At 49.4% G+C, this 19398-nt stretch carries 20 protein-coding genes; 18 read left to right on the forward strand and 2 right to left on the reverse strand.

Annotated elements, in window-relative coordinates:
- The first annotated feature begins 220 nt into the window (after positions 1-220).
- The 11 genes from BLQ82_RS04075 to BLQ82_RS04120 all read left to right on the forward strand — a co-directional run bounded on the left by BLQ82_RS04075 (position 221) and on the right by BLQ82_RS04120 (position 10682).
- Positions 221-1030 (forward strand): SDR family oxidoreductase, encoded by an 810-nt coding sequence (locus BLQ82_RS04075; protein ID WP_039790931.1) that lies wholly within the window; start codon positions 221-223, stop codon positions 1028-1030.
- Between the two features lie 135 nt (positions 1031-1165).
- Entirely contained in the window at positions 1166-1957 is a 792-nt protein-coding gene (locus tag BLQ82_RS04080) for a DUF2087 domain-containing protein (RefSeq protein WP_062528543.1), read from the forward strand.
- A 21-nt stretch (positions 1958-1978) separates the two neighbouring features.
- A complete protein-coding gene (locus BLQ82_RS04085; RefSeq protein WP_062527929.1) occupies positions 1979-2356 on the forward strand; it encodes a GIY-YIG nuclease family protein in 378 nt (125 codons plus the stop codon).
- 125 nt (positions 2357-2481) lie between these two features.
- Positions 2482-2877: a DnaJ family domain-containing protein gene (locus tag BLQ82_RS04090; RefSeq protein ID WP_062527931.1), complete on the forward strand. Its 396-nt coding sequence runs from the start codon at positions 2482-2484 to the stop codon at positions 2875-2877.
- A 130-nt stretch (positions 2878-3007) separates the two neighbouring features.
- Positions 3008-5503 (forward strand): ATP-dependent helicase HrpB, encoded by a 2496-nt coding sequence (gene hrpB, locus BLQ82_RS04095; RefSeq protein ID WP_062527933.1) that lies wholly within the window; start codon positions 3008-3010, stop codon positions 5501-5503.
- Positions 5504-5614: 111 nt separating this feature from the next.
- Positions 5615-6271 (forward strand): general stress protein, encoded by a 657-nt coding sequence (locus tag BLQ82_RS04100; protein WP_074647737.1) that lies wholly within the window; start codon positions 5615-5617, stop codon positions 6269-6271.
- 440 nt (positions 6272-6711) lie between these two features.
- Positions 6712-7059, forward strand: a complete 348-nt coding sequence (locus BLQ82_RS04105) for a RidA family protein (protein WP_036684125.1) — start codon at positions 6712-6714, stop codon at positions 7057-7059.
- A gap of 88 nt (positions 7060-7147) precedes the next feature.
- Positions 7148-7408 carry an integrase gene (locus BLQ82_RS33050; protein ID WP_341874775.1) on the forward strand — a complete coding sequence of 87 codons (261 nt, stop codon included), beginning with the start codon at positions 7148-7150 and terminating at the stop codon, positions 7406-7408.
- A 59-nt stretch (positions 7409-7467) separates the two neighbouring features.
- A complete protein-coding gene (locus BLQ82_RS33055) occupies positions 7468-7989 on the forward strand; it encodes a tyrosine-type recombinase/integrase (RefSeq protein ID WP_341874776.1) in 522 nt (173 codons plus the stop codon).
- Positions 7990-8210: 221 nt separating this feature from the next.
- Complete coding sequence (locus BLQ82_RS04115; protein ID WP_062527935.1) at positions 8211-9197, forward strand: phosphotransferase family protein; 987 nt, start codon at positions 8211-8213, stop codon at positions 9195-9197.
- Positions 9198-10322: 1125 nt separating this feature from the next.
- A complete protein-coding gene (locus tag BLQ82_RS04120) occupies positions 10323-10682 on the forward strand; it encodes a replication termination protein (protein WP_020432045.1) in 360 nt (119 codons plus the stop codon).
- A 2-nt stretch (positions 10683-10684) separates the two neighbouring features.
- Here the strand turns inward: BLQ82_RS04120 and BLQ82_RS04125 are convergent, their stop codons facing one another.
- Positions 10685-11248, reverse strand: coding sequence for a TraR/DksA C4-type zinc finger protein (locus BLQ82_RS04125; RefSeq protein ID WP_062527937.1), 564 nt, complete (start codon positions 11246-11248; stop codon positions 10685-10687).
- A gap of 185 nt (positions 11249-11433) precedes the next feature.
- Here BLQ82_RS04125 and BLQ82_RS04130 point away from each other — a divergent pair, with 185 nt between their 5' ends.
- The 6 genes from BLQ82_RS04130 (at position 11434) to BLQ82_RS04155 (ending at position 18254) form a co-directional block, all read left to right on the forward strand.
- On the forward strand, positions 11434-11826 hold the full coding sequence (locus BLQ82_RS04130) for a DivIVA domain-containing protein (protein ID WP_062527939.1): 393 nt from the start codon (positions 11434-11436) through the stop codon (positions 11824-11826).
- A gap of 97 nt (positions 11827-11923) precedes the next feature.
- Positions 11924-14659: a CHASE3 domain-containing protein gene (locus BLQ82_RS04135; RefSeq protein ID WP_062527941.1), complete on the forward strand. Its 2736-nt coding sequence runs from the start codon at positions 11924-11926 to the stop codon at positions 14657-14659.
- Positions 14660-14855: 196 nt separating this feature from the next.
- Positions 14856-15728, forward strand: coding sequence for a PRD domain-containing protein (locus BLQ82_RS04140; RefSeq protein ID WP_074647740.1), 873 nt, complete (start codon positions 14856-14858; stop codon positions 15726-15728).
- Positions 15729-15783: 55 nt separating this feature from the next.
- On the forward strand, positions 15784-16296 hold the full coding sequence (locus BLQ82_RS04145) for a PTS sugar transporter subunit IIA (protein WP_062527943.1): 513 nt from the start codon (positions 15784-15786) through the stop codon (positions 16294-16296).
- Between the two features lie 55 nt (positions 16297-16351).
- Positions 16352-17803: an N-acetylglucosamine-specific PTS transporter subunit IIBC gene (gene nagE / locus BLQ82_RS04150; protein WP_062527945.1), complete on the forward strand. Its 1452-nt coding sequence runs from the start codon at positions 16352-16354 to the stop codon at positions 17801-17803.
- A 136-nt stretch (positions 17804-17939) separates the two neighbouring features.
- Complete coding sequence (locus BLQ82_RS04155) at positions 17940-18254, forward strand: hypothetical protein (protein WP_062527946.1); 315 nt, start codon at positions 17940-17942, stop codon at positions 18252-18254.
- A gap of 91 nt (positions 18255-18345) precedes the next feature.
- Here the strand turns inward: BLQ82_RS04155 and BLQ82_RS04160 are convergent, their stop codons facing one another.
- Positions 18346-18558 carry a hypothetical protein gene (locus BLQ82_RS04160; protein WP_062527948.1) on the reverse strand — a complete coding sequence of 71 codons (213 nt, stop codon included), beginning with the start codon at positions 18556-18558 and terminating at the stop codon, positions 18346-18348.
- A 243-nt stretch (positions 18559-18801) separates the two neighbouring features.
- Here BLQ82_RS04160 and BLQ82_RS04165 point away from each other — a divergent pair, with 243 nt between their 5' ends.
- Positions 18802-19320, forward strand: coding sequence for a sigma-70 family RNA polymerase sigma factor (locus BLQ82_RS04165; protein WP_062527950.1), 519 nt, complete (start codon positions 18802-18804; stop codon positions 19318-19320).
- The last annotated feature ends 78 nt before the right edge of the window (positions 19321-19398 follow it).

Here is a 19398-nt window from a genome sequence, read left to right on the forward strand (position 1 = left end):
CGGGAGCGGGGCTTTTTTGACCTACCAGAAAGGATACATGGGGGGCCCCGCAAAGCACCTGAATCAGCTTCCATGCAAAGGCCTTACTTTGTGGGGGGATTGTGTGCATGTCGCACCTGGGTTTGTGCAAATTTTGCATAAAATGATTATAATCAGGGCCTGTTTGGGTAATCTTGAAACAGAGCCACTATGGTGGACGACTTGGAAAGGGAGTGTACATATGAGCCCAAATATAATGAAAAAGAAGCGTTTCCTCGGTAAAACGGCCATCATTACAGGAGCGGGCTCCGGAATCGGCAGAGCGACAGCGATTCAGATGGCCCGTGAAGGTGCAAATGTGGCCTTGTTTGATCTGGTGAATGAACGTACCTCCGTTCTGGAACAGAAGTTGAACAAGCTGCGCAAGGACTGCGCCCTGGCCATTGATGTGGACACTTCGGACGAGAAGCGTATGGAAGAGGCGGTGCGCAGGACTGTTGAGCATTTCGGCGGACTGGACATTGTTTTTGCCAATGCCGGCATCAATGGTGCGGTAGGGCCGATTGAGGAGCTGAGTCTGAGTGACTGGGAGCGTACAATGTCCGTGAATCTGACGGGGACTTTCCTGACACTGAAATACAGCATTCCGCATCTCAAGGAAAAGGGCAAAGGAAGCATCATCATCACCAGCTCCATCAACGGCAACAGCCGGTTCGCCAGCTTTGGCTGGTCACCGTACAGCACCACCAAAGCCGGACAGGTTGCTTTTGCCAAGATGGCGGCGCTGGAGCTGGCGAAGTTCAAAATCCGGGTTAACGTCATTTGTCCGGGAGCGATCTCCACTAACATCGATGAAAGTACAGAATTTAATGAGGAAGTGGAAACGATCGTCATCCCGATTGAGTTCCCGGAGGGGGCCCAGCCCCTTGCTGACGGCCCCGGCAAGCCGGAAAATGTAGCCGACCTGGTCTCTTTTCTCGCTTCGGATGACGCGATTCATATTACCGGAGCGCAGATCATAATTGATGGCGCGGAATCGCTTTTGTCATAAAAACCAGGAAACAGCCTTATCCATGAGTCAGGGATGACTAAGGATAAGGCTGTTTGTGCTTTTCTAATTAGATGGTTGTAAAATAACAAACGAAATGATAATATGTCTATATAATTGATGATGAATTGGGTGATCATGTTGGCAGAAGACAATGAATCGGTTAGCATTTCGGAAAAGTTCTGGAATGCCTCCATTAGTGAGCTGAAGCAGGGATACCGGTTTGAAATGCGGGCGCATTCAGGTTTTTATACATGTCTTGTCTGCGGAGAGGAATTTGAAAAAGGTCTGATCTACAAGGAAGACAGCCGTTATTATGAAGCCGGGAAGTATGCAGCTCTTCATGTGGAACAAGTGCATGGCGGTATGTTTAACTGGCTGCTGGGGCTGGATAAGAAGCTTACCGGACTGACAGAGCTGCAGAAGGGGCTGCTGAATGCTTTCCGGCACAGCCTGAGCGATGGAGAAGCTGCCAAGGAGCTCGGCATTGGCAGCACTTCCACGGTGCGGAATCACCGGTTTACGCTGCGGGAAAAGGTGAAGCAGGCGAAGCTGTTCCTTGCCGTGATGGAGCTTGCCGAAGATAAGCCGGGGGCGTCCTCGCCTTTTGTCAGCATTCCGCGTTCTGCGGCTATGGTTGACGAGCGGTTTGCGATTACCGAGGAAGAGAATGCCGAGATTCTGAGCGCTTATTTTAAGCAGGGGCCGGACGGTCCGCTCTCGGAGTTCCCAAAGAAACAGAAGCGTAAAGCGGCTATTCTCCGCCAGCTGATCAAGCGTTTTGAAACCGGACGCCAGTACACGGAGAAGGAAGTTAATGCTCTCTTGAAGGAAGCTTCCCCTGATTATGTAACGCTCCGGCGGTATCTGATCGATTACGGGCTGCTGGACCGTGAGCCTGACGGAAGCACCTACTGGGTTAAATTATAAATGAAGAGGAGACCATGAATCATGGAGAAGTCTAAACGTAAAGAGCTGGCCTATAACTATGCGCATTCCCACCGCCCGATGGGGGTTTACCGGATTGTAAATACCAGAAATGATAAGGCTTTTGTGGGCAGCAGCATTAATCTGGACGGCGTCTGGAACAAGCATAAGTTCATGCTGGATATCGGAAATCATGATAATAAAGCGCTTCAGGCAGACTGGAAGGAATTTGGGGAGAAAGCCTTTGTTTTTGAAATTCTGGAGAAGATTAAGCCTGAAGAGGATTTCGTAGCCGAAGTATCCGAGCTCACCAAATACCGCAAACTGCTGCCCGATCTGGAGAATAAATGGCTGGAGCAGCTATCGCCGTATGGAGATCGCGGATATCTGAAAAAGAAATGAAGTGCTGGTATTTCCCGGCGGGTGATTTACCGCATTCCTTATGCTAAACTATAGGCAAAACTGTAACATGTCGGGTTGACTTGCTGAATTCAGAAAGCCTTCCGGCAGAGGAGGGAAGTGCTGATATGTCGATTTTATCCTGGCTTGCGGAACAGAGGATACAGGAGGCTATGCGCAACGGCGAATTCGATAAGCTCCCTGGACATGGCAAACCGCTGGAGCTGGAGGATCTGTCCGGAGTACCGGAAGAGCTGAGGATGTCCTTCACAATCATGAAGAACGCCGGTCTGCTGCCTGAAGAAATTATGCTCCGCAAGGAATGTGTAACGCTGGAAAAAATGCTCGCGGCTTGCCACAGCAGCGGCGCTGCCGCAGATGGCGAAAGGGAAGAGCTGGAATCCAGGCTCACGCTAAAAAGGCTTCGCCTTCAGGAGCTTATGCGGCAGCGCGGATTCGAGAACAGCAGCGCATTCTCCGACTATGGTGACCAGATTCAGGCACAGCTCACCCGTGAAGAATAATAGATGAAGAGAGGCGCTTGCCCGGAAGGGCAGGGCGGCTCTCTATTTGTATGCAAAAAGCTTGATATTTAATAGGGTTTCACCCATCATATGAGAGATACCGCATTATAACAAGTTATGGAGAGATTAGATGAAGCAGCTTCCTATTACACAGGTGCTCCCTGAGCTGAAAACTATATTGAATACCTCTGCCGCCGCAGTTCTGATTGCCGAGCCGGGCGCCGGGAAAACGACAGGGACGCCTCCTGCATTTTTGAATGAGCCTTGGATGGCCGGCAAAACCATATTAATGCTGGAGCCTAGAAGGCTGGCCGCCCGCGCGGCCGCCAGCTACATGGCGTCCTCCATGGGCGAAAGTGCCGGACAAACGGTAGGCTACCGTATGCGCAATGACACCAAAGTTGGCCCGGATACAAGAATTGTTGTGGTCACAGAAGGCGTGTTGACCCGGATGCTGCAAAGTGATCCGTCGCTTGGCGATGTAGGGCTTGTGATTTTTGACGAGTTCCATGAACGCAGCCTTCATGCGGATCTCGGGCTGGCGTTAACCCTGGAAGCGCAGGCTGTGCTGCGGGAGGATCTGCGGATTCTTATTATGTCAGCGACCCTCGACAGCGGACGGGTCTCGGCAATGCTCGGTGGAGCCCCTGTAGTGGATTGCCCGGGCCGGACCTTTCCGGTAGAAACCGTTTATCTTCCAGGCTCTGGAGACAGGCCGCTGGAGCAAGCTGCTGCGGCAGCGGTCCGCCGCGCGCTTGCCGAGCAGCCGGGGGATGTGCTCGTTTTTCTGCCCGGCGAGCGTGAAATCCGGCGGACTGAGCGTGAATTGGAGAGTGGTGTTCTCCCTCCGGGCACAGTGCTTCGTCCGCTCTACGGGCAGCTGCCGCAGGTGCAGCAGGATGCGGCGGTGGCTGCCTCTGTACCAGGCGAACGCAAGGTCGTGCTGGCTACTTCCATTGCCGAGACCAGCTTGACGATCGAAGGGGTACGGACTGTAATTGATACGGGGCTGCGGCGGACTCAGGTATTCTCGCCGCGCACAGGCATGCCCCGGCTGACCACGGTTCCGGTGTCCAAGTCATCGGCTGACCAGCGGCGGGGCCGCGCGGGACGCACTGCGCCGGGAGTATGCTACCGGTTGTGGAGCCGGGAGGAGCATGCCCGTCTTCCGGATGACAGCGTCCCGGAAATCATGGAGACCGACCTGGCGCAGCTCGCCCTGGAGCTGGCGCTGTGGGGCGCGCCTGCCCCGGAGGCGCTGCTCTGGCTGGACGCGCCGCCTGCTGCGCCCTATGCGCAGGGCACGGCGCTGCTGCGCCAGCTCGGCGCGCTGGACGCCGGCGGCGCCATTACGCCGCACGGCCGCAGCATGGCCGCGCTGGGCGCGCACCCGCGCATCGCGCATATGCTGCTGCGCGCGGCAGAGCTTGGAGCGGCGCCGCTCGCCTGCCGGCTGGCGGCGCTGCTCCAGGAGCGGGACCTGTTAAGGGGTCCCGCGGCCCTGGACAGCGACCTCATGCTGCGCGTGGAGGCGCTGCTGAGGTTCGAGCGCTCCGCTGCGGACAGCGGCGGAGCGGACCCGGCAGCTCTGCGCGCGGTGCAGCGCGAGAGCCGGAGCTTCCTGGCGCAGCTTAGAGCCGCGCCGGGTGCGCTGCCGGACAACATCAGCCTCACCGGGCTGCTGTTGTCCTTCGCCTACCCCGACCGGATCGGGCAGAAACGCGGCGATGGCGCGTTTTTGCTCTCCGGCGGCCGGGGGGCGGCCATGAGGGAAGGGCAGCCGCTGACGCGTTCGCCCTATATTGTAGCGGCCGGCATTGATGACCGCGCCGGCCAGAGCCGGATCATGCTTGCCGCAGAGCTGCCCGAGGCAGATCTGCTGAAGCATCACAAGGACAGCCTGCAGGAGGAACGCGAAGTCTACTGGGACAAAGAGAGCGGGAGTGTGCAGGCACGCCGGCGGACCCTGCTGGGAGCCTTGATCCTGAAGGAAACTTCTCATGAACGGCCCACTGCGGAAGAGACTGAACAGGTGCTGCTTCGTATAATTGCCGAAGAAGGGCTGAAGCTGCTGCCTTGGGACAAAGCAACGGTTCAGCTCCGGCAGCGGATGGAGTTCCTGCATGGCCTGCGGCCGGATTTCCCGGATGTGTCGGAGGAGGCGTTGCTGTCATCCCTGCAGGAATGGCTTCAGCCGTTTATTCAGGGGATGCGCAATCTGCGCGATCTTCAGCGGGTGCCGGTGACCAGAGCGCTGGAAGGATTGCTGGACTGGAACAGCCGGCAGCTTCTGGACAGGGAAGCGCCGACGCATATTACGGTTCCCAGCGGTTCGCGGATTCCTGTCGATTACAGCAGCCCGGCAGCCCCGGTGCTCGCTGTCAGGCTCCAGGAGATGTTTGGCCAAGTGGATACCCCCCGGATTGGGGGCGGTCAGGTGCCGGTTCTGCTTCATCTGCTCTCACCGGCAAGAAGACCGGTGCAGGTGACGGCTGACCTGGCCAGCTTTTGGCGCAGTACGTATTTCGAAGTCAAAAAAGATCTGAAAGGCCGCTACCCCAAACATTATTGGCCGGATGATCCGCTGCAGGCGGCCCCGACAAACCGGACCCGCCCTGCAAAATAAGGGATGTGGCCGTGTTCCGCTGAGATTCTGCTAAAAATGCTTGCCGCCTGTTTGGCAGGCCTCCGATCGGGTAATAATGTAGCGAACGACAATTACGAAGGAGGGCTTCAAGTGACTGACAAAATCGTAGGTGTTTTCGACACAGAACAAGAAGCGACCAGAGCAATTGAGGGACTGCAGCGGCAAGGTGTAAGCAATGATGAAATCTCAGTAATTACTCGTGACCGGGACGAACTGAAAAATATATCGGATGATACAGGAACCATGGCTCCGGAAGGTGTAGCAACCGGTGCGGCAACCGGAGGAGTCGTCGGCGGGATCGCAGGGCTGCTTGCCGGGATCGGAGCGTTGGCGATTCCGGGAATAGGTCCTATTCTGGCCGCCGGCCCTATTGTCGCTACCCTGAGCGGGGCAGCTATTGGTGCCGGTGCAGGGGGACTCGTTGGCGGACTGATTGGGCTGGGTATCCCTGAGGATGAAGCCAAAGAATATGAAGGTTATGTGGACAGCGGCAAAATCCTCGTCCTGGTGGACGACAATGGCCGCGGGCGTGATATCCACAATGTATTCCAGGGCAACCGTTCCTTGAATGCCAGCAGATACGACAGCTTGTATAGCGACAATACGTTGAATGATCCCATCGCTGACAGAGGTGCAACCAATCCTGGTGTAATCAGAGATGACACGACGGTTGGCAATGCCATGGGCAACAGAGGCTCCATGAACGCAGACACCGACCCGGACCGCTACAACGGCAACCGGATGTAAGGGGAACATGGCTCTATGAAGCCGCTAAGCTAACCGGTTTTCGTAGAGTTCATAAAGACTGCATTTCAGGCAAAAACCTGAGATGCGGTCTTTTTTTGAAATATAAGAATTTCTATGCTACACGCTATAAATTATCCTTCTATTTCTCGCTGAAACGGGTGCCGTCCTTATTAGGACGGCACCCGTTTCTACTTGGTGTATAAGAAATGATGCAATTCCAAAAAATGTGGATTTTTTGGAAGCATCAGATGTCCAAAGAAAATAAAATGTTGGACTGAAAAATAAAGTGTTAGACTCAGAAAATAAAGTATTAGACTATAACGCCCCATTAAACTAACGGGCAGGATTGCGTGGAGAGCCAACAAAAAGTAAATATTTACATTTAAAAACGTATGTTCTAAAATATAATATGGAACTTAATACATAGGAGGCTCATGTATATGATAAATCGAATTTCAACACCATTTAGTTATTCATCTGCTGTTGCGGCTGGTGACTATGTGTTTCTCGGATTACATCGGGGTTTTGGACAGAGCTTTACAGAACAGATTCACAATACTTTCTCACACTTAAAAGAGACTCTTAATCAACTTGATGTACCACTGGATAATGTTGTTAAGGTGAATGTATACCTAAAGTACATTAAGGACTTACCTGAAATGGAACAGGTTTTTTGTGAGTATTTTGAAAAGGATAAATTCCCTGCTAGAATGACATCTACGACAGAGTTTTTTGACTCTGATTGTCTTATGATGATTGACGGAATAGCATACAAAGGATTGAACTAACGGGAAACACTAGTTTAATACAGCAGGCGATTAAAACCTCTCTTTAGAAGCAAACTAGATTTAATAGTTTCTAAAGGGAGGTTTTGTTATGAACTTAAATGAGTTGTGGAGTTTGTATGAGGCTGACAAACGCATTCAAGGATTCAGTCCAAAAACATTAAAAGCATACACTTTACAGCACAAGATGTTAGTGCTGGAGCTAGGCAATCTCGATGTCACAGAGGTGACGTTAACCACACTGAAGGAATACTTGGCAAAACAAGCAGTTCGTTTGAAGCCAAACAGTCTTGGCCATCGATTCGTTTTGTTCGTTCACTTTTTCGCTATGCTTATGAAAAGACTTATCTGACTTCAAATCCTTCTCTAAAATTGAGAGAACCCAAATTAGATAAGCGCATTCCTAAGTTTTTGATTGAGGAAGACGTCATACACTTAAAAATCTCATGTCAGTCACTCAGGGAAAGAGCACTGCTCGAGTTTCTCTACAGCACCGGCTGCCGGATTGGGGAGGTAGAAAAGATTAATGCCGAAGATATAAACTGGGAGAACTGCTCAGCAATCGTTAATGGCAAGGGATCGAAGCAAAGAGAAGTTTATTTTACGACAGAGTGTAAAGTATGGTTAAAAAAGTACTTGTCCAGCCGTGCGGATTCCTGCAAAGCCTTATTTGTTACCGATACGCATCCAACCAAACGAATGGCTATACCTACGATTAGGTGGGCAATAAAACGGCTTGCAGATCGGGGAGAACTTCAAGTGAACGTGTATCCGCATCGCTTTCGACATACTTATGCATGCCAGCTCCTTGATAATGGTGCTCCATTGGATTTCATTCAAGGAATGCTCGGTCATGAGAAGGCATCGACCACTCAAATCTACGCACAACTCCGAGGCGAACGTCGGAGAGAACTTTATCGACGTTACTTTTAGTTTGTAATGGCGACGGATCAGCTTTAGAATCCGTCGCCATTCAACTAAAGGGTAGGATAGTTCCAATTTGTGGTACCATTAAATTCAGTATAATATTTGCATCTGGGGTTGGTAGTTATTAATAAAAAGAAGTTGTCCAAGGAATATATGAGTGATTTTTTAGCTATCAGAGAATTTGATAATGAATTTGACCCTAGAATTCAACTAGGAGGCGGCCTACGGTGAAAGACTCGGCTAGACTGTTTGATTTTCAAGAGGTTAACGAAGACATGGTCAGAAGGCTGTTCGCCGCTTTCGACCCCAAGGCAAGCATTACCCAAGTCTCGCCCTTGACGAAAGGCATGAGCACCAGCAATTATGCCTTACGGACAGACAGCGGTAGTAAGTATGTGTTAAGGATTTATCCCGCTAACAACGACCACAGCGGGATTGAGGCGGCAGCCTATCAGTATGCAAAAGCAAAGATTCGCACCCCTGAGATTTTCTTCTTTGATGATAGCAAGCAGATTATCCCTTTTTCTTACCTAATCATGGTGTTTATTGAAGGCTCGACGCTAGGGGACTTTATTGCCGAGAACGAGGGATGTCCCGACCATGTCGTGCATCGAATCGGCAGCTCGCTTGCCTTGCTGCATCAAACCGAATATTCGCATATGGCGCTGTTAGACGAGCATTTGCAGATCGCGGAACAGCTTGAATCCTTCGCGAGCCAATATTACACTTTGCTAAACGGCCTTGCAGGAACCCACATTCAACCTTCAACCAAAGAGAAGTGCATGCAATTCCTGGCGGATCACGCCGCATTGGTAGAGAGGATTGAAGATAAGCATGTGTTCTCGCATGGCGATTTCATTTTCTCCAATATTATGGTCACGCCTTCATTGGAGCCTTGTTTCATCGACTACGAGTACTGTTTCGCAGCGCCTGTCTTTTATGACATAGGCAAATTCTTCAGGACAAGGACGCAAATCGAGCGCTATATCGGCGCAGACACCATTGCCGCCTTCGAGGAAGGCTACAACCGTAAGGCGAGAGAGCCTTTGCCCGAGGGGTGGTACGCTCTGTCCAAGCTTGCCGACATATCCACCATGCTCCACCTCATTAATAAACCGCAAATTCCTGACGGTTGGGGATCGGCGATTGACGGTGAGATCGAGAAGAATTTGAAGCTGCTGGCCGGGGAAGCCGGTCCGTTATCGGATAAATGAATTGGGATTTCGGTATTTAAATACTGACATGAATCATTGAGCTAACAGGGAACGTTAGTTCAACGACAACAGCGGCAGTCTAAGACTTTATTTATCAGGTCTTGGTCCGCCGCTGCTTCTTTTAATTGATCAGTCTACAACTTACTTTTCAAAAACTGACGATTTTTCAATTCAAAAACCGCGTTAAATCAGCGACTCTAGTCTAATACTTTATTTTCACCGAACATCAGATGATTTAGGCGGGGCAGGAGGCTTGGGCTCCATCCGCGGAATGAAGCGGACAGATAAGCCTTATTTTGCGGAAAAGTCTGCTTTCCTGGTTGTTTCGGACTCAGCCGTTATATCGACCGATGGAGCCTAGAATAAGGGGAGATCGGACAAATAGCGGAATCTCAGTCCGCTTGACCTGCGGAATGGACGAATCTCTCCCATTAACGGATTTCCAGTCCGCATCGCTGCGGTTTGATCGTGTAGGGAGCTCAACGCGTCCGCAAAGGGACCCAGGCAAAATCGCACCAGAGCTGCAAATGATTGAAGTGGAAATAGTTCACTTAAATATGCTCAAAAGACGTTTTATAGAGGCATTAGTGGGAATTAGTAGACTTAAATTAAGTGAAATACGCTGTGGAGGGACGAATGGGCTGAATTAGGTTTCCTTTTTCCAACTAATGCCTACAGGAGGGCGGGGAGGACAGAATTAAGTTTACTTTTTCCACTTAGGCTTGTGCTGTATACTCCAATCTAGTCCAAGGAATGTTGAAAAGACCGGAGAAAGACAGGTCTCTTCAACGGGTTTCTTTCAGCGATCATGAGGGCCTGAGCGGGAGCCGCTAAATCCGTAAAACCAACGAATGAACGATCTAGTGAATAAATTTATATCCAGATTTCAACATATGAAAAATTCACAATAGAAAACATAAAAAACCAAACAAACCAGCTCCCCAGCACCAGCGATTACATTCACACCATAACGGGTACTTATAACCTAATTAATAGGTTACAAGGGGAGGGCTCTATCTTAAAAATTCTCATTGTGAAAGCTGGAAAATAGAGTATATACTAGAGTTGTACAGGAAAGATAAGGAAAACTAGCCGTAGAACAAACATACCATCAGGAGGTGTCCCATGGCGTTTATGATTGCCCAGCGGGCTTTTATTAAGGTATACCTGATTACAATGGTTGAGCAGCATAAAGGTTATGGCTATCAAATGCTGGAGGATTTGCGGAGAGATTTCAAAGCCCACGGCTATTCTCCTCCCCAGAGTGAAATTTACAGGGCGCTGCATGAGCTGGTTCAGCAGGGTATTCTATACCGCACCAAGCAGCTCAAAGGAAATGATCCCAAAGTGGATTTTCAGGAAATCGTCCTGTATCATTTCACAGCTGACGGGGAGGAGAAAGCCAGGCTATATAAAAAACAGGTCAAAACAGATCTTGACCGCTGCCTGGGGATTCTTAATAAAGCCGTAGCGGATAATTTCTAGCATCAAATCTCTTCTTTATCTGCATCCTGACCTGGGGGAGTCACCGGTGAGCTTGCGCTTCCGTAATCTTCTACAGAATCCCAGGCGCCGGCATCATCGAATCTGCCGCTGTGCTCCTGGCGGTTACGCCCTGCTCCTGACGGGGGAGCTGTCATTACTTCCTCTTCCACAGGCCGGTCACTGAAGGATTCGCGGGGCGGCACATGATCTACAGCATAAGGAGTATAGGGAATTGCCTTCAGACGCTCATATGGAATCTCCTGGCTGCTTATCACACATATCCCGTAGGTACCGTCTTTCATCCGCTGCAAGGCAGCTTCAATGTCAGACAGCTCCTCGGAGAGGGACCGGTTGATCGCCAGATCCCGGCTTCGCTCGAAGGTTTCAGTGCCTGTGTCGGCAGGATGGTTGTCTGCGGAAGAAAGTTCACCGGTTGAGTTTCGGAGCGAGTCACCGAGCAGGCTGTTTTCTTCTCCGTTCTGGGAGAAATGCTGCTCCAGCTCCTTTTTGCGCTCCAGCAGGGATTTTTTCAGGCTGGCAAGCTGTTCATTAGATAGATGGCTCATTGTATACTCATCCTTTCTGGGTATATTTATGCTTCTGCCGTATTCTTTCCTTACCCTATTGTCGTCAGGAGCAATCAGAAGGAGGGGAGCACAGCAAGTGCAACTTTAGTGATATTTTCAGGTTGCTTGCACCCTGTTATAATGGTTACTACCGGATGAACGTTATATACTTGGAGGTCAATTCAATGGATGAACACATGAAACGCAGACTGGACAAGCAGAGAAAGCTGTTCAGCCAGCTAGGCATTACACTGGATGCACTAACCATACACGAGAAGGAATTCAGTATGAAGCTCCGCGGTTACGATGCCGAAGAGGTCGACACATTTCTGGATAGTGTAATTAAGGATTATGAGCGTTTTTACGCGACCATCGCTGATTTGATGGATAAATGGCAGGAACAGCAGATTGAGCTCCGTGAACTGAAGGAGAAAAGTAAACAAGCAGAAGCCATTCCTGCACCAGCACCTATTATCAGGGGAATTGATCCCATGGACCTGGAGGATGTAATCTTGAAGCTGGAAGCCAATGTGCGGCAACTAAAGGATAGACTGCCCAGGAGTGAGAGCTACCTGTAGTCATTCTTGTTAACGAATAATCCACTTGTTATCTGTATTGCCAGCATTTACAATTAAAAGGCAACAGATACCGGAATGCCGGATGGAGGTCGTACCATTGCTTAACAAGCAAGCCTGGAGCCTGAGAATCCGCAGTAGAATTGCGCTCGGATATGTCATGATCCTGCTAATGCTGGGCCTGTTCCTGCTTGTAGTGGCGGGCAGAATAACTGATCTGGAGAAAGAAACGGTTTTTCTCAGCGATCATGACATGAAGGTGCATGAGCTCACCTACCAAATCGAAAAAAATGTGCTGGATATGGAGACTGGTCAGCGCGGATATGCGCTTACCGGTAACTCCAGCTATTTGGTCCCGTATGACACCGGGATTACAGAATGGAAGATTCATTATACGAGATTAAGCAGTCTGATCAAAGATAATCCCGACCAGTTGAAGAATCTAAGCAATATCCAGGGCAGTATTGAACAATGGATCGAATCAGCGGGACAATATATTGTGGATCTGAAACGGAATGGCCAGACTCAGGCAGTCAATGCTTTTTTTCATAATGACAGCGGCAAGGTTATTATTGATTCCATCCGTACACAGTTTGACTATTTCCGTGACAACGAACGGAAGCTTACCAGCGAGCGGATAGCCAATCTGAAAGCAAGCAATGACAAGCTTATAATAACCATGTATATCCTCTGGGGACTGGTTGCACTGCTGGCCGCGCTTATTACATATTTGATCTCAGCAAGCATTGTCAAGCCGCTTAGGAGTGTGATCCAGGCGATCCTCACCATCGCCGGCGGAGGTAATATGTCTGAACGGATCTCAGTGAAGACCCTTGACGAAATCAATGATCTGGGGAATGCCACGAATGACCTGCTGGATACGGTGCAGCGGCAGCAGTGGAGCAGTGAACAACTGACATTAATGTCTATTGCACTTCAGGAGATTACGGATTTGTCCTTGCTGTGCCGTACCTTCATGAACAGGCTGTCTGTGATCCTGGAGCTGCAGTATGGTGCTGTGTATGTACTGGACGGGAACAAGGAGTATAAACGAATGTACTCCTACGCAGGTTCAGAGCAACAAGAGATGGATTTCGGAAAAAGTACGATTCGCCCGGGAGAAGGGCTCATTGGCCAATGTGCGGTAGATATGAGGATGATTCGTCTCGAAAATTTACCCGAGGATTACATAAGCATCAACTCCGGTTTGGGGAGATCCGCACCCAAGTTTGCCGTAATTGCTCCTATACTATTTGAGAACAAAACACTGGCCGTTCTTGAAGCGGCTTCACTTACACAATGGGCTCCGCATCATATTGAGCTCTTTAATGAACTGCTGACAATGATGGGAGTCACCTTGAATTCTGTATTGACACGGATGGAAATCCAGCAGCTGTACAGCGAATCCCAGACGATGAATGAAGAATTGCAGGTGCAATCCGAAGAGCTTCAGGTGCAGTCTGAAGAACTGCAGGTCCAGACTGAAGAACTGCAGAATCACACACAGGAATTGCTCACCCTCAACCGGGAGCTGGAGCACCAGAAGTCAGTTGCAGAGAACGCAGCGGCTCAGTTGGAGAAATATAACGAGCAGCTGGAATTAAGCTCACGTTACAAATCCGAATTTTTGGCCAACATGTCTCATGAGCTGCGTACACCGCTTAACAGTATGCTTATTCTTTCACAGCTGCTTACCGAGAACCGGAATGACAGCTTGACGGAAGAAGAACAGGGATATGCCGAAGTCATTCATTCGTCGGGCAGTGAATTACTGGGAATGATCAATGATATTCTGGACCTGTCCAAAGTGGAAGCCGGGAAAATGACCGTTGAGCGGGACCCTGTCAATCTTACCGAGCTGCCCTCCATGCTGCATGGTTATTTTAACAAGACGGCGGAGCTGAAAAATATTGATTTCAAGGTGATTCTTGAGAGCAACGTTCCGGATATATTTTTTACAGATGAGATGCGTTTGCATCAAATTCTGCGGAATCTGCTTTCCAATGCTTTTAAATTTACGGAAAAGGGTTTTGTCGAGGTCGTCATTAGCCGTCTTGAACCGCCGACCGCTCCACAGCTTCCTGAGGCTGGTTCCGTACTCGCCTTTGCTGTGAAGGATAGCGGAATCGGAATCGAGGAAATGAACCGTGAAGTGATCTTCGAGGCTTTCCGCCAGGCGGACGGCTCAACGGCGCGTAAATTCGGCGGCACGGGACTGGGATTGTCCATATCGCTCCAACTGGCCCGGCTGCTTGGGGGCACCATTTCTTTGGATAGTAAAGAGGGGGAAGGCAGCACGTTTACGCTGTTTATTCCATGCCGTGAAGAAGAAGACGGATACGAATCCGTTTTTCCTGGGGTATGGACTCTGCAGGCTGCTGCTGCCGCTGAGCGGGAGGATAAGCAGCCGAATAGTGACACGGGAGCGGAGTCTGTCTTGTTTGATAAGGAGTATTCCAGTTTACACGGTAAAACGGTGCTGATCGTGGATGATGATGTGCGCAACATCTATGCACTGGAAAAAGGGCTGGAGACTTATGATATGAATATCCTGACTGCCCAATCAGGCTTCGAATGCCTGCAGATGGTCAGAGAGCAGCCTGATGTGGATATCGTCCTGCTGGATATTATGATGCCGAATTTGGACGGGTACGACACGCTGTCGATTATTCGGGAGGAGCTGATGCTGCCGGAGCTTCCCATTATCGCCATTTCCGCCAAAACGATGAAGGAAGACCGGGAGAAATGTCTGGCTGCCGGAGCTTCGGATTTTATCAGCAAGCCTGTAATCATTCAGGATGTGGTGACCCGGATGTGCCGCCTGATGGGGGAATGAGCCAAACTTGACATTTTCAAAAACCCCATTGACGGAAATATAGGTATGATTTATGATAATCTTATAAATGATCATTTATATGCAATCGGCGTGTTACCTTTAAGGGCATGAGCCAAGAATTGACTTCATTCATTTGAGTCTTTCTTGGCTCTTTTTTATGCGAAAAATTGGATATTAGGCGGAAAGGAGGGAGAACTTGCCCAGGGAAAACGAGCAGTTTGAGGTACTGCGGGTAATCGGAAACAACGTAGTGATGGTTCAAGGGGGAAGAAAGGGCAAGGAATATGTAATTATCGGCAAAGGTATCGGGTTTGCGGTCAAAGATTCGGGGTTCATTGATGCGAATGACCAGCGGATTGAGAAATTGTTCCGGCTGGAGGATCGTGACGAATGGAGTCAATACCAGATTTTGCTCGAGGATATTGATCCCAAGGTAATGAAAATTACAGATGATATTATTGCGGATATTGCTCATGAATTTTCCAGCAAGTTGAACGACAAGATTTATTTGGCGCTCCCGAGCCATATTCAGTTCACCATCTACCGTCTGCGGGGCGGTATGGATATTGTCAACCCGTTCCTTCAGGAGACTAAAATGTCATTTCCGAAGGAATATGAGATCGCTTACAGGGCAGCGGAGAAAATCAGTGCCGAATTCAATGTTCAGATTCCTGAAGATGAAGTGGGCTTTCTGACCTATCACGTGTATTCTGCTGTCAGCAATGTGCCGGTAGGCCAGCTGGTCAAAGCCTCGAATATTGTCAGCGAGCTGCTCGACATGATCCGCATGGAACGCAATGTAACCTTTGCTTACGGGAGTATGAATCATATCCGGCTGATGATCCATCTGAGATTTTCCATTGAGCGGATTCTGCAGGGTTCACTCATTGACAATCCATTCGTGAAACACATTCAGAAAGAATACAAAGAAGAATACAAGCTGGCCCAAAAACTGGGCAAGGTTATGCAGAATTCGCTGGGCACAGAGGTCCCGGAAGAGGAAATATGCTTCCTCGCTATGCATTTGCGCCGTTTGTTTCAGACCCTGGATCAGCAGCAGCGGATGTAGCTTTTGGTAACAACAATAACTAACCCATTAACAGAAATAGTAAGGAGAGAAACTCATGTTTTCCAAATGGAAGTCCAAAAAAGAAGCTCAACCGTCGAAGCTATCCGCGCTGGAGATTTCGGCACCGGTCACAGGGCAAGCCGTTTCATTAACTGGAGTGCCGGATGAAACATTCTCAGGTGGGCATATGGGGCAGGGAATTGCCATAAAACCAAGTGAGGGGAAATTAATTGCCCCTTTTGACGGGATAATCGCCCATGTAGTCAAATCCAATCATGCTGTAATCATTGAGCATGCTTCAGGACTGCAGCTGCTGCTGCATATCGGAATTGATACGGTAAGCCTCAAAGGCAGCGGATTTATCAGCTATGTCGCCAGCGGGGATGAAGTTAAGGCAGGACAGACTCTGATTGAGTTCGATATGGCTTCGATACAAGCGGCCGGATATCAGACGATTACGCCGGTCATTGTGACCAGTAACGGGGAGACTGAATTTGAAGTGGCCTGCCACTATGGTTCAGTAACCGCAGGCAAAGACATGATTCTAACTGTGGCATCCAGGCAATAAATCATACGCTTCATTATCAGTTACAGCTAAATTACGATACAAGGGGATGATTGGAATGTTGGCATTTCTGCAAAAATTGGGCAAGTCACTGATGCTTCCGGTAGCTACACTGCCGGCGGCGGCGATACTGCAAGGATTCGCACTGATTAATTATGAAAAGGATTTCCACTTAGGTGCGGCAGGCCGGTTCATCAACAGCTACATTGCACCGTTCTTGAATGCAGGTGCCGGAGCCATCTTTGGCAATCTGGCATTGATTTTTGCTATAGGGGTTGCTATCGGATTTGCCGGTGATGCGGTTGCCGCGTTGTCCGCTCTGATTGCCTACCAGATTCTCGACAGTATCCTCAAGGTCATTCCTGCACAAATGCCTTTCATCGGCGATGATGTCAAGCTGAACATGGGTGTGCTTGGGGGGATCTTTGTGGGAGCGTGGGCTGCCTTCCTCTATAAGAAATACCATAATATAAAAATGCCGGATTGGCTGGGCTTCTTCGCCGGTAAACGTTTTGTTCCGATCATTACAGCGGTAACTACTATAGTATTGTCTGTTCTGGTTGGCATGATCTGGAGTCCGATTCAAGATGTGATTAGTGATTTCGGGACTTGGGTGGTTGGACTTGGCGGAGTCGGCGCCTTTATTTTCGGGACAGCGAACCGTCTGCTCATTCCTTTTGGCCTCCATCATGTTATCAACGCCATTGCCTGGTTCCAAATCGGTGATTTCACCAACGCTGCCGGAGAAGTGGTGCATGGGGATTTGTGGCGCTTCTTCGCTGGAGATAAATCGGCCGGAATGTTCATGACAGGCTTTTTCCCGATTATGATGTTTGCTTTACCGGGAGCAGCGCTTGCATTTATTCATACGGCTAAACCGGAAAAACGCAAAATGGTCGCATCTATCTTCATTGGTTCTGCGATTGCGTCCTTCCTGACCGGGATTACAGAACCGCTCGAATTCTCCTTCATGTTCCTTGCTCCTGTACTGTATCTGGTTCATGCTCTGCTCACCGGTTTCGCCGGGTTCCTGATGTATGTGCTTGATGTAAAGCTGGGCTTCGGATTCTCTGCAGGACTGATCGACTACCTGCTGAATATGAAGCTGTCAACGAACGCATGGATTCTGATCCCCGTGGGTCTTGGATTCTTTGTTCTCTACTATGTGCTGTTCCGGTTTATCATCACCAAGTTCAACCTGAAAACACCTGGACGCGAGGATGACACCGAGGACGAAGTGCTGGAAGCCGATGTGAGCGGGGCGAAAATTTCCGCATCGTCCAGAGCGGTCAAAATTCTGGAGAATGTCGGCGGCCCGTCGAACATCCGCAACATCGATGCCTGCATTACACGCCTCCGGCTAATCGTCAACGACGAGAAGGCTGTTAAGGACGCTGCGCTGAAGCAGCTGGGAGCATCGGGAGTCATGAGATTGGGGCAGGGTGCGGTGCAGATCGTATTCGGGCCGCAATCAGAACAGATCAAGGATGATATCAAGAAACTTTTATAAAACAGAAAACGTGTATTGTTAAGCAGCAAGGGCGGATAATCTCAAAACCGCTCTTGTTTTTTATACCCAGACTATTGCATTATCTCTAATACCGAGTATAATACTTGGTATAAAAGGGATTAAGGAGTCGGTACACATGTCAGTCGATGATTATCTGGATCTTCTAAACTACGCCAAAGCAATTAACGATGGACAGTGGCAGGCTGACATCATAGCGAGCTTGAAGAATTACAAGGAGACAACTGCTGAGCAGCAGAGAGTGGACAGTGTCAAGGAACTGTGGAATCGGTTTGATGAGATTAACTTGCTGTTGATGGAGCTGTTCGACAAGCTGAGAAATCATGAGGAAGACCCGGAGAGTGACCGCTGGAAAGAGCGGATCTGGGAGCTGAAGCTGGAGCGGATTACACTGGCGAAGCTAATTCAAGAGAGATATATTAAGATCAGATAGATCTAAACATGTGTTGATAAAAAAGACAAAAAAATGGCATGCAGTTAGTCTGCTCTGCCAAGACCGCGAATGATTAGTTTGACATTTATGATTACTTGGACATTTGCATTCCTTCACGCATCATTGTCATACACATCGTCATCATTTCATCACAGTCCTGCATTTTCTTCATCATCATGTCCATATCCATGTCCATCATGCCCATTTCGGTCATCTTTTCCATGCACATCTTCATGGTGTTCATCTTAGACATCATGTCCTCCATACACATGCTCATCATCATTTCCATACACATCTTTTCCATTGTCATTACCGCCTTTCATTTTTTGATAGGTTCATCTATAAAATTACTATATTTTCCTGTGGTAAGCAATACTATGTGAGCTAATTTCCCTCAAAAAGCGGTTCCTTTCTAATTAAAGGAGCTGCTTTTTGTGTTGAATACCCGGAAAACAGAAATGTTATGATAATTATGCTGTATTGTGATACAAAATCGCCTTGGCGTCCGTCTTACTTATAGCTGCAGCTAATAAGGAGGATTTACATTATGGAAATTCCGGAATCTGAAATGTTTCGAACTGTATTTTATGAACACTATCCGGTGGTGCGGCGCAAACTCGCGGCCCTGGTCCGTGACGAGGCGGCAGCAGACGATTTAGCCCAGGATGTGTTTCTCAGATTATACCGCAACCCGCCGGATGACCCGAATGCGCTGGGTGCTTGGCTTCATAGAGTACTCACCCGGATTGGATATGATTATTTAACTCAAAAAGCCAGAGAGCGCCGTCTCCGGGATAAACAGGAGCTGCTGTTCAGCGCAGAGGCAGGCCCCCCTTCCGGCGAAGAAGCCGTGCTCAGTAAGCTGGACCAGGAGGATGTGCGGACTTGGCTGGATGGCCTGCCCGACAGAGACAGACAAGCGCTGCTGCTGCGCTACTCGGGCTACAGCTACACAGAAATTGCCGGACAGATCGGGGTTAACCCGCCGGTTGTCGGAACACTGCTTAACCGGGCGACTAATAAGCTGAGGCAGCAGGCAAGCAATTCGTTTCCTCAGACGGATTGATCCACGGGAGCCTTGAATGAACGTTAGGACAGAAAACTTAAGCATATACTTTCGAAGCCAGTTTTGTACAAAGCGAAT

The organism is Paenibacillus jilunlii, from assembly GCF_900102965.1.
GTDB classification, from domain to species: domain Bacteria; phylum Bacillota; class Bacilli; order Paenibacillales; family Paenibacillaceae; genus Paenibacillus_AQ; species Paenibacillus_AQ jilunlii.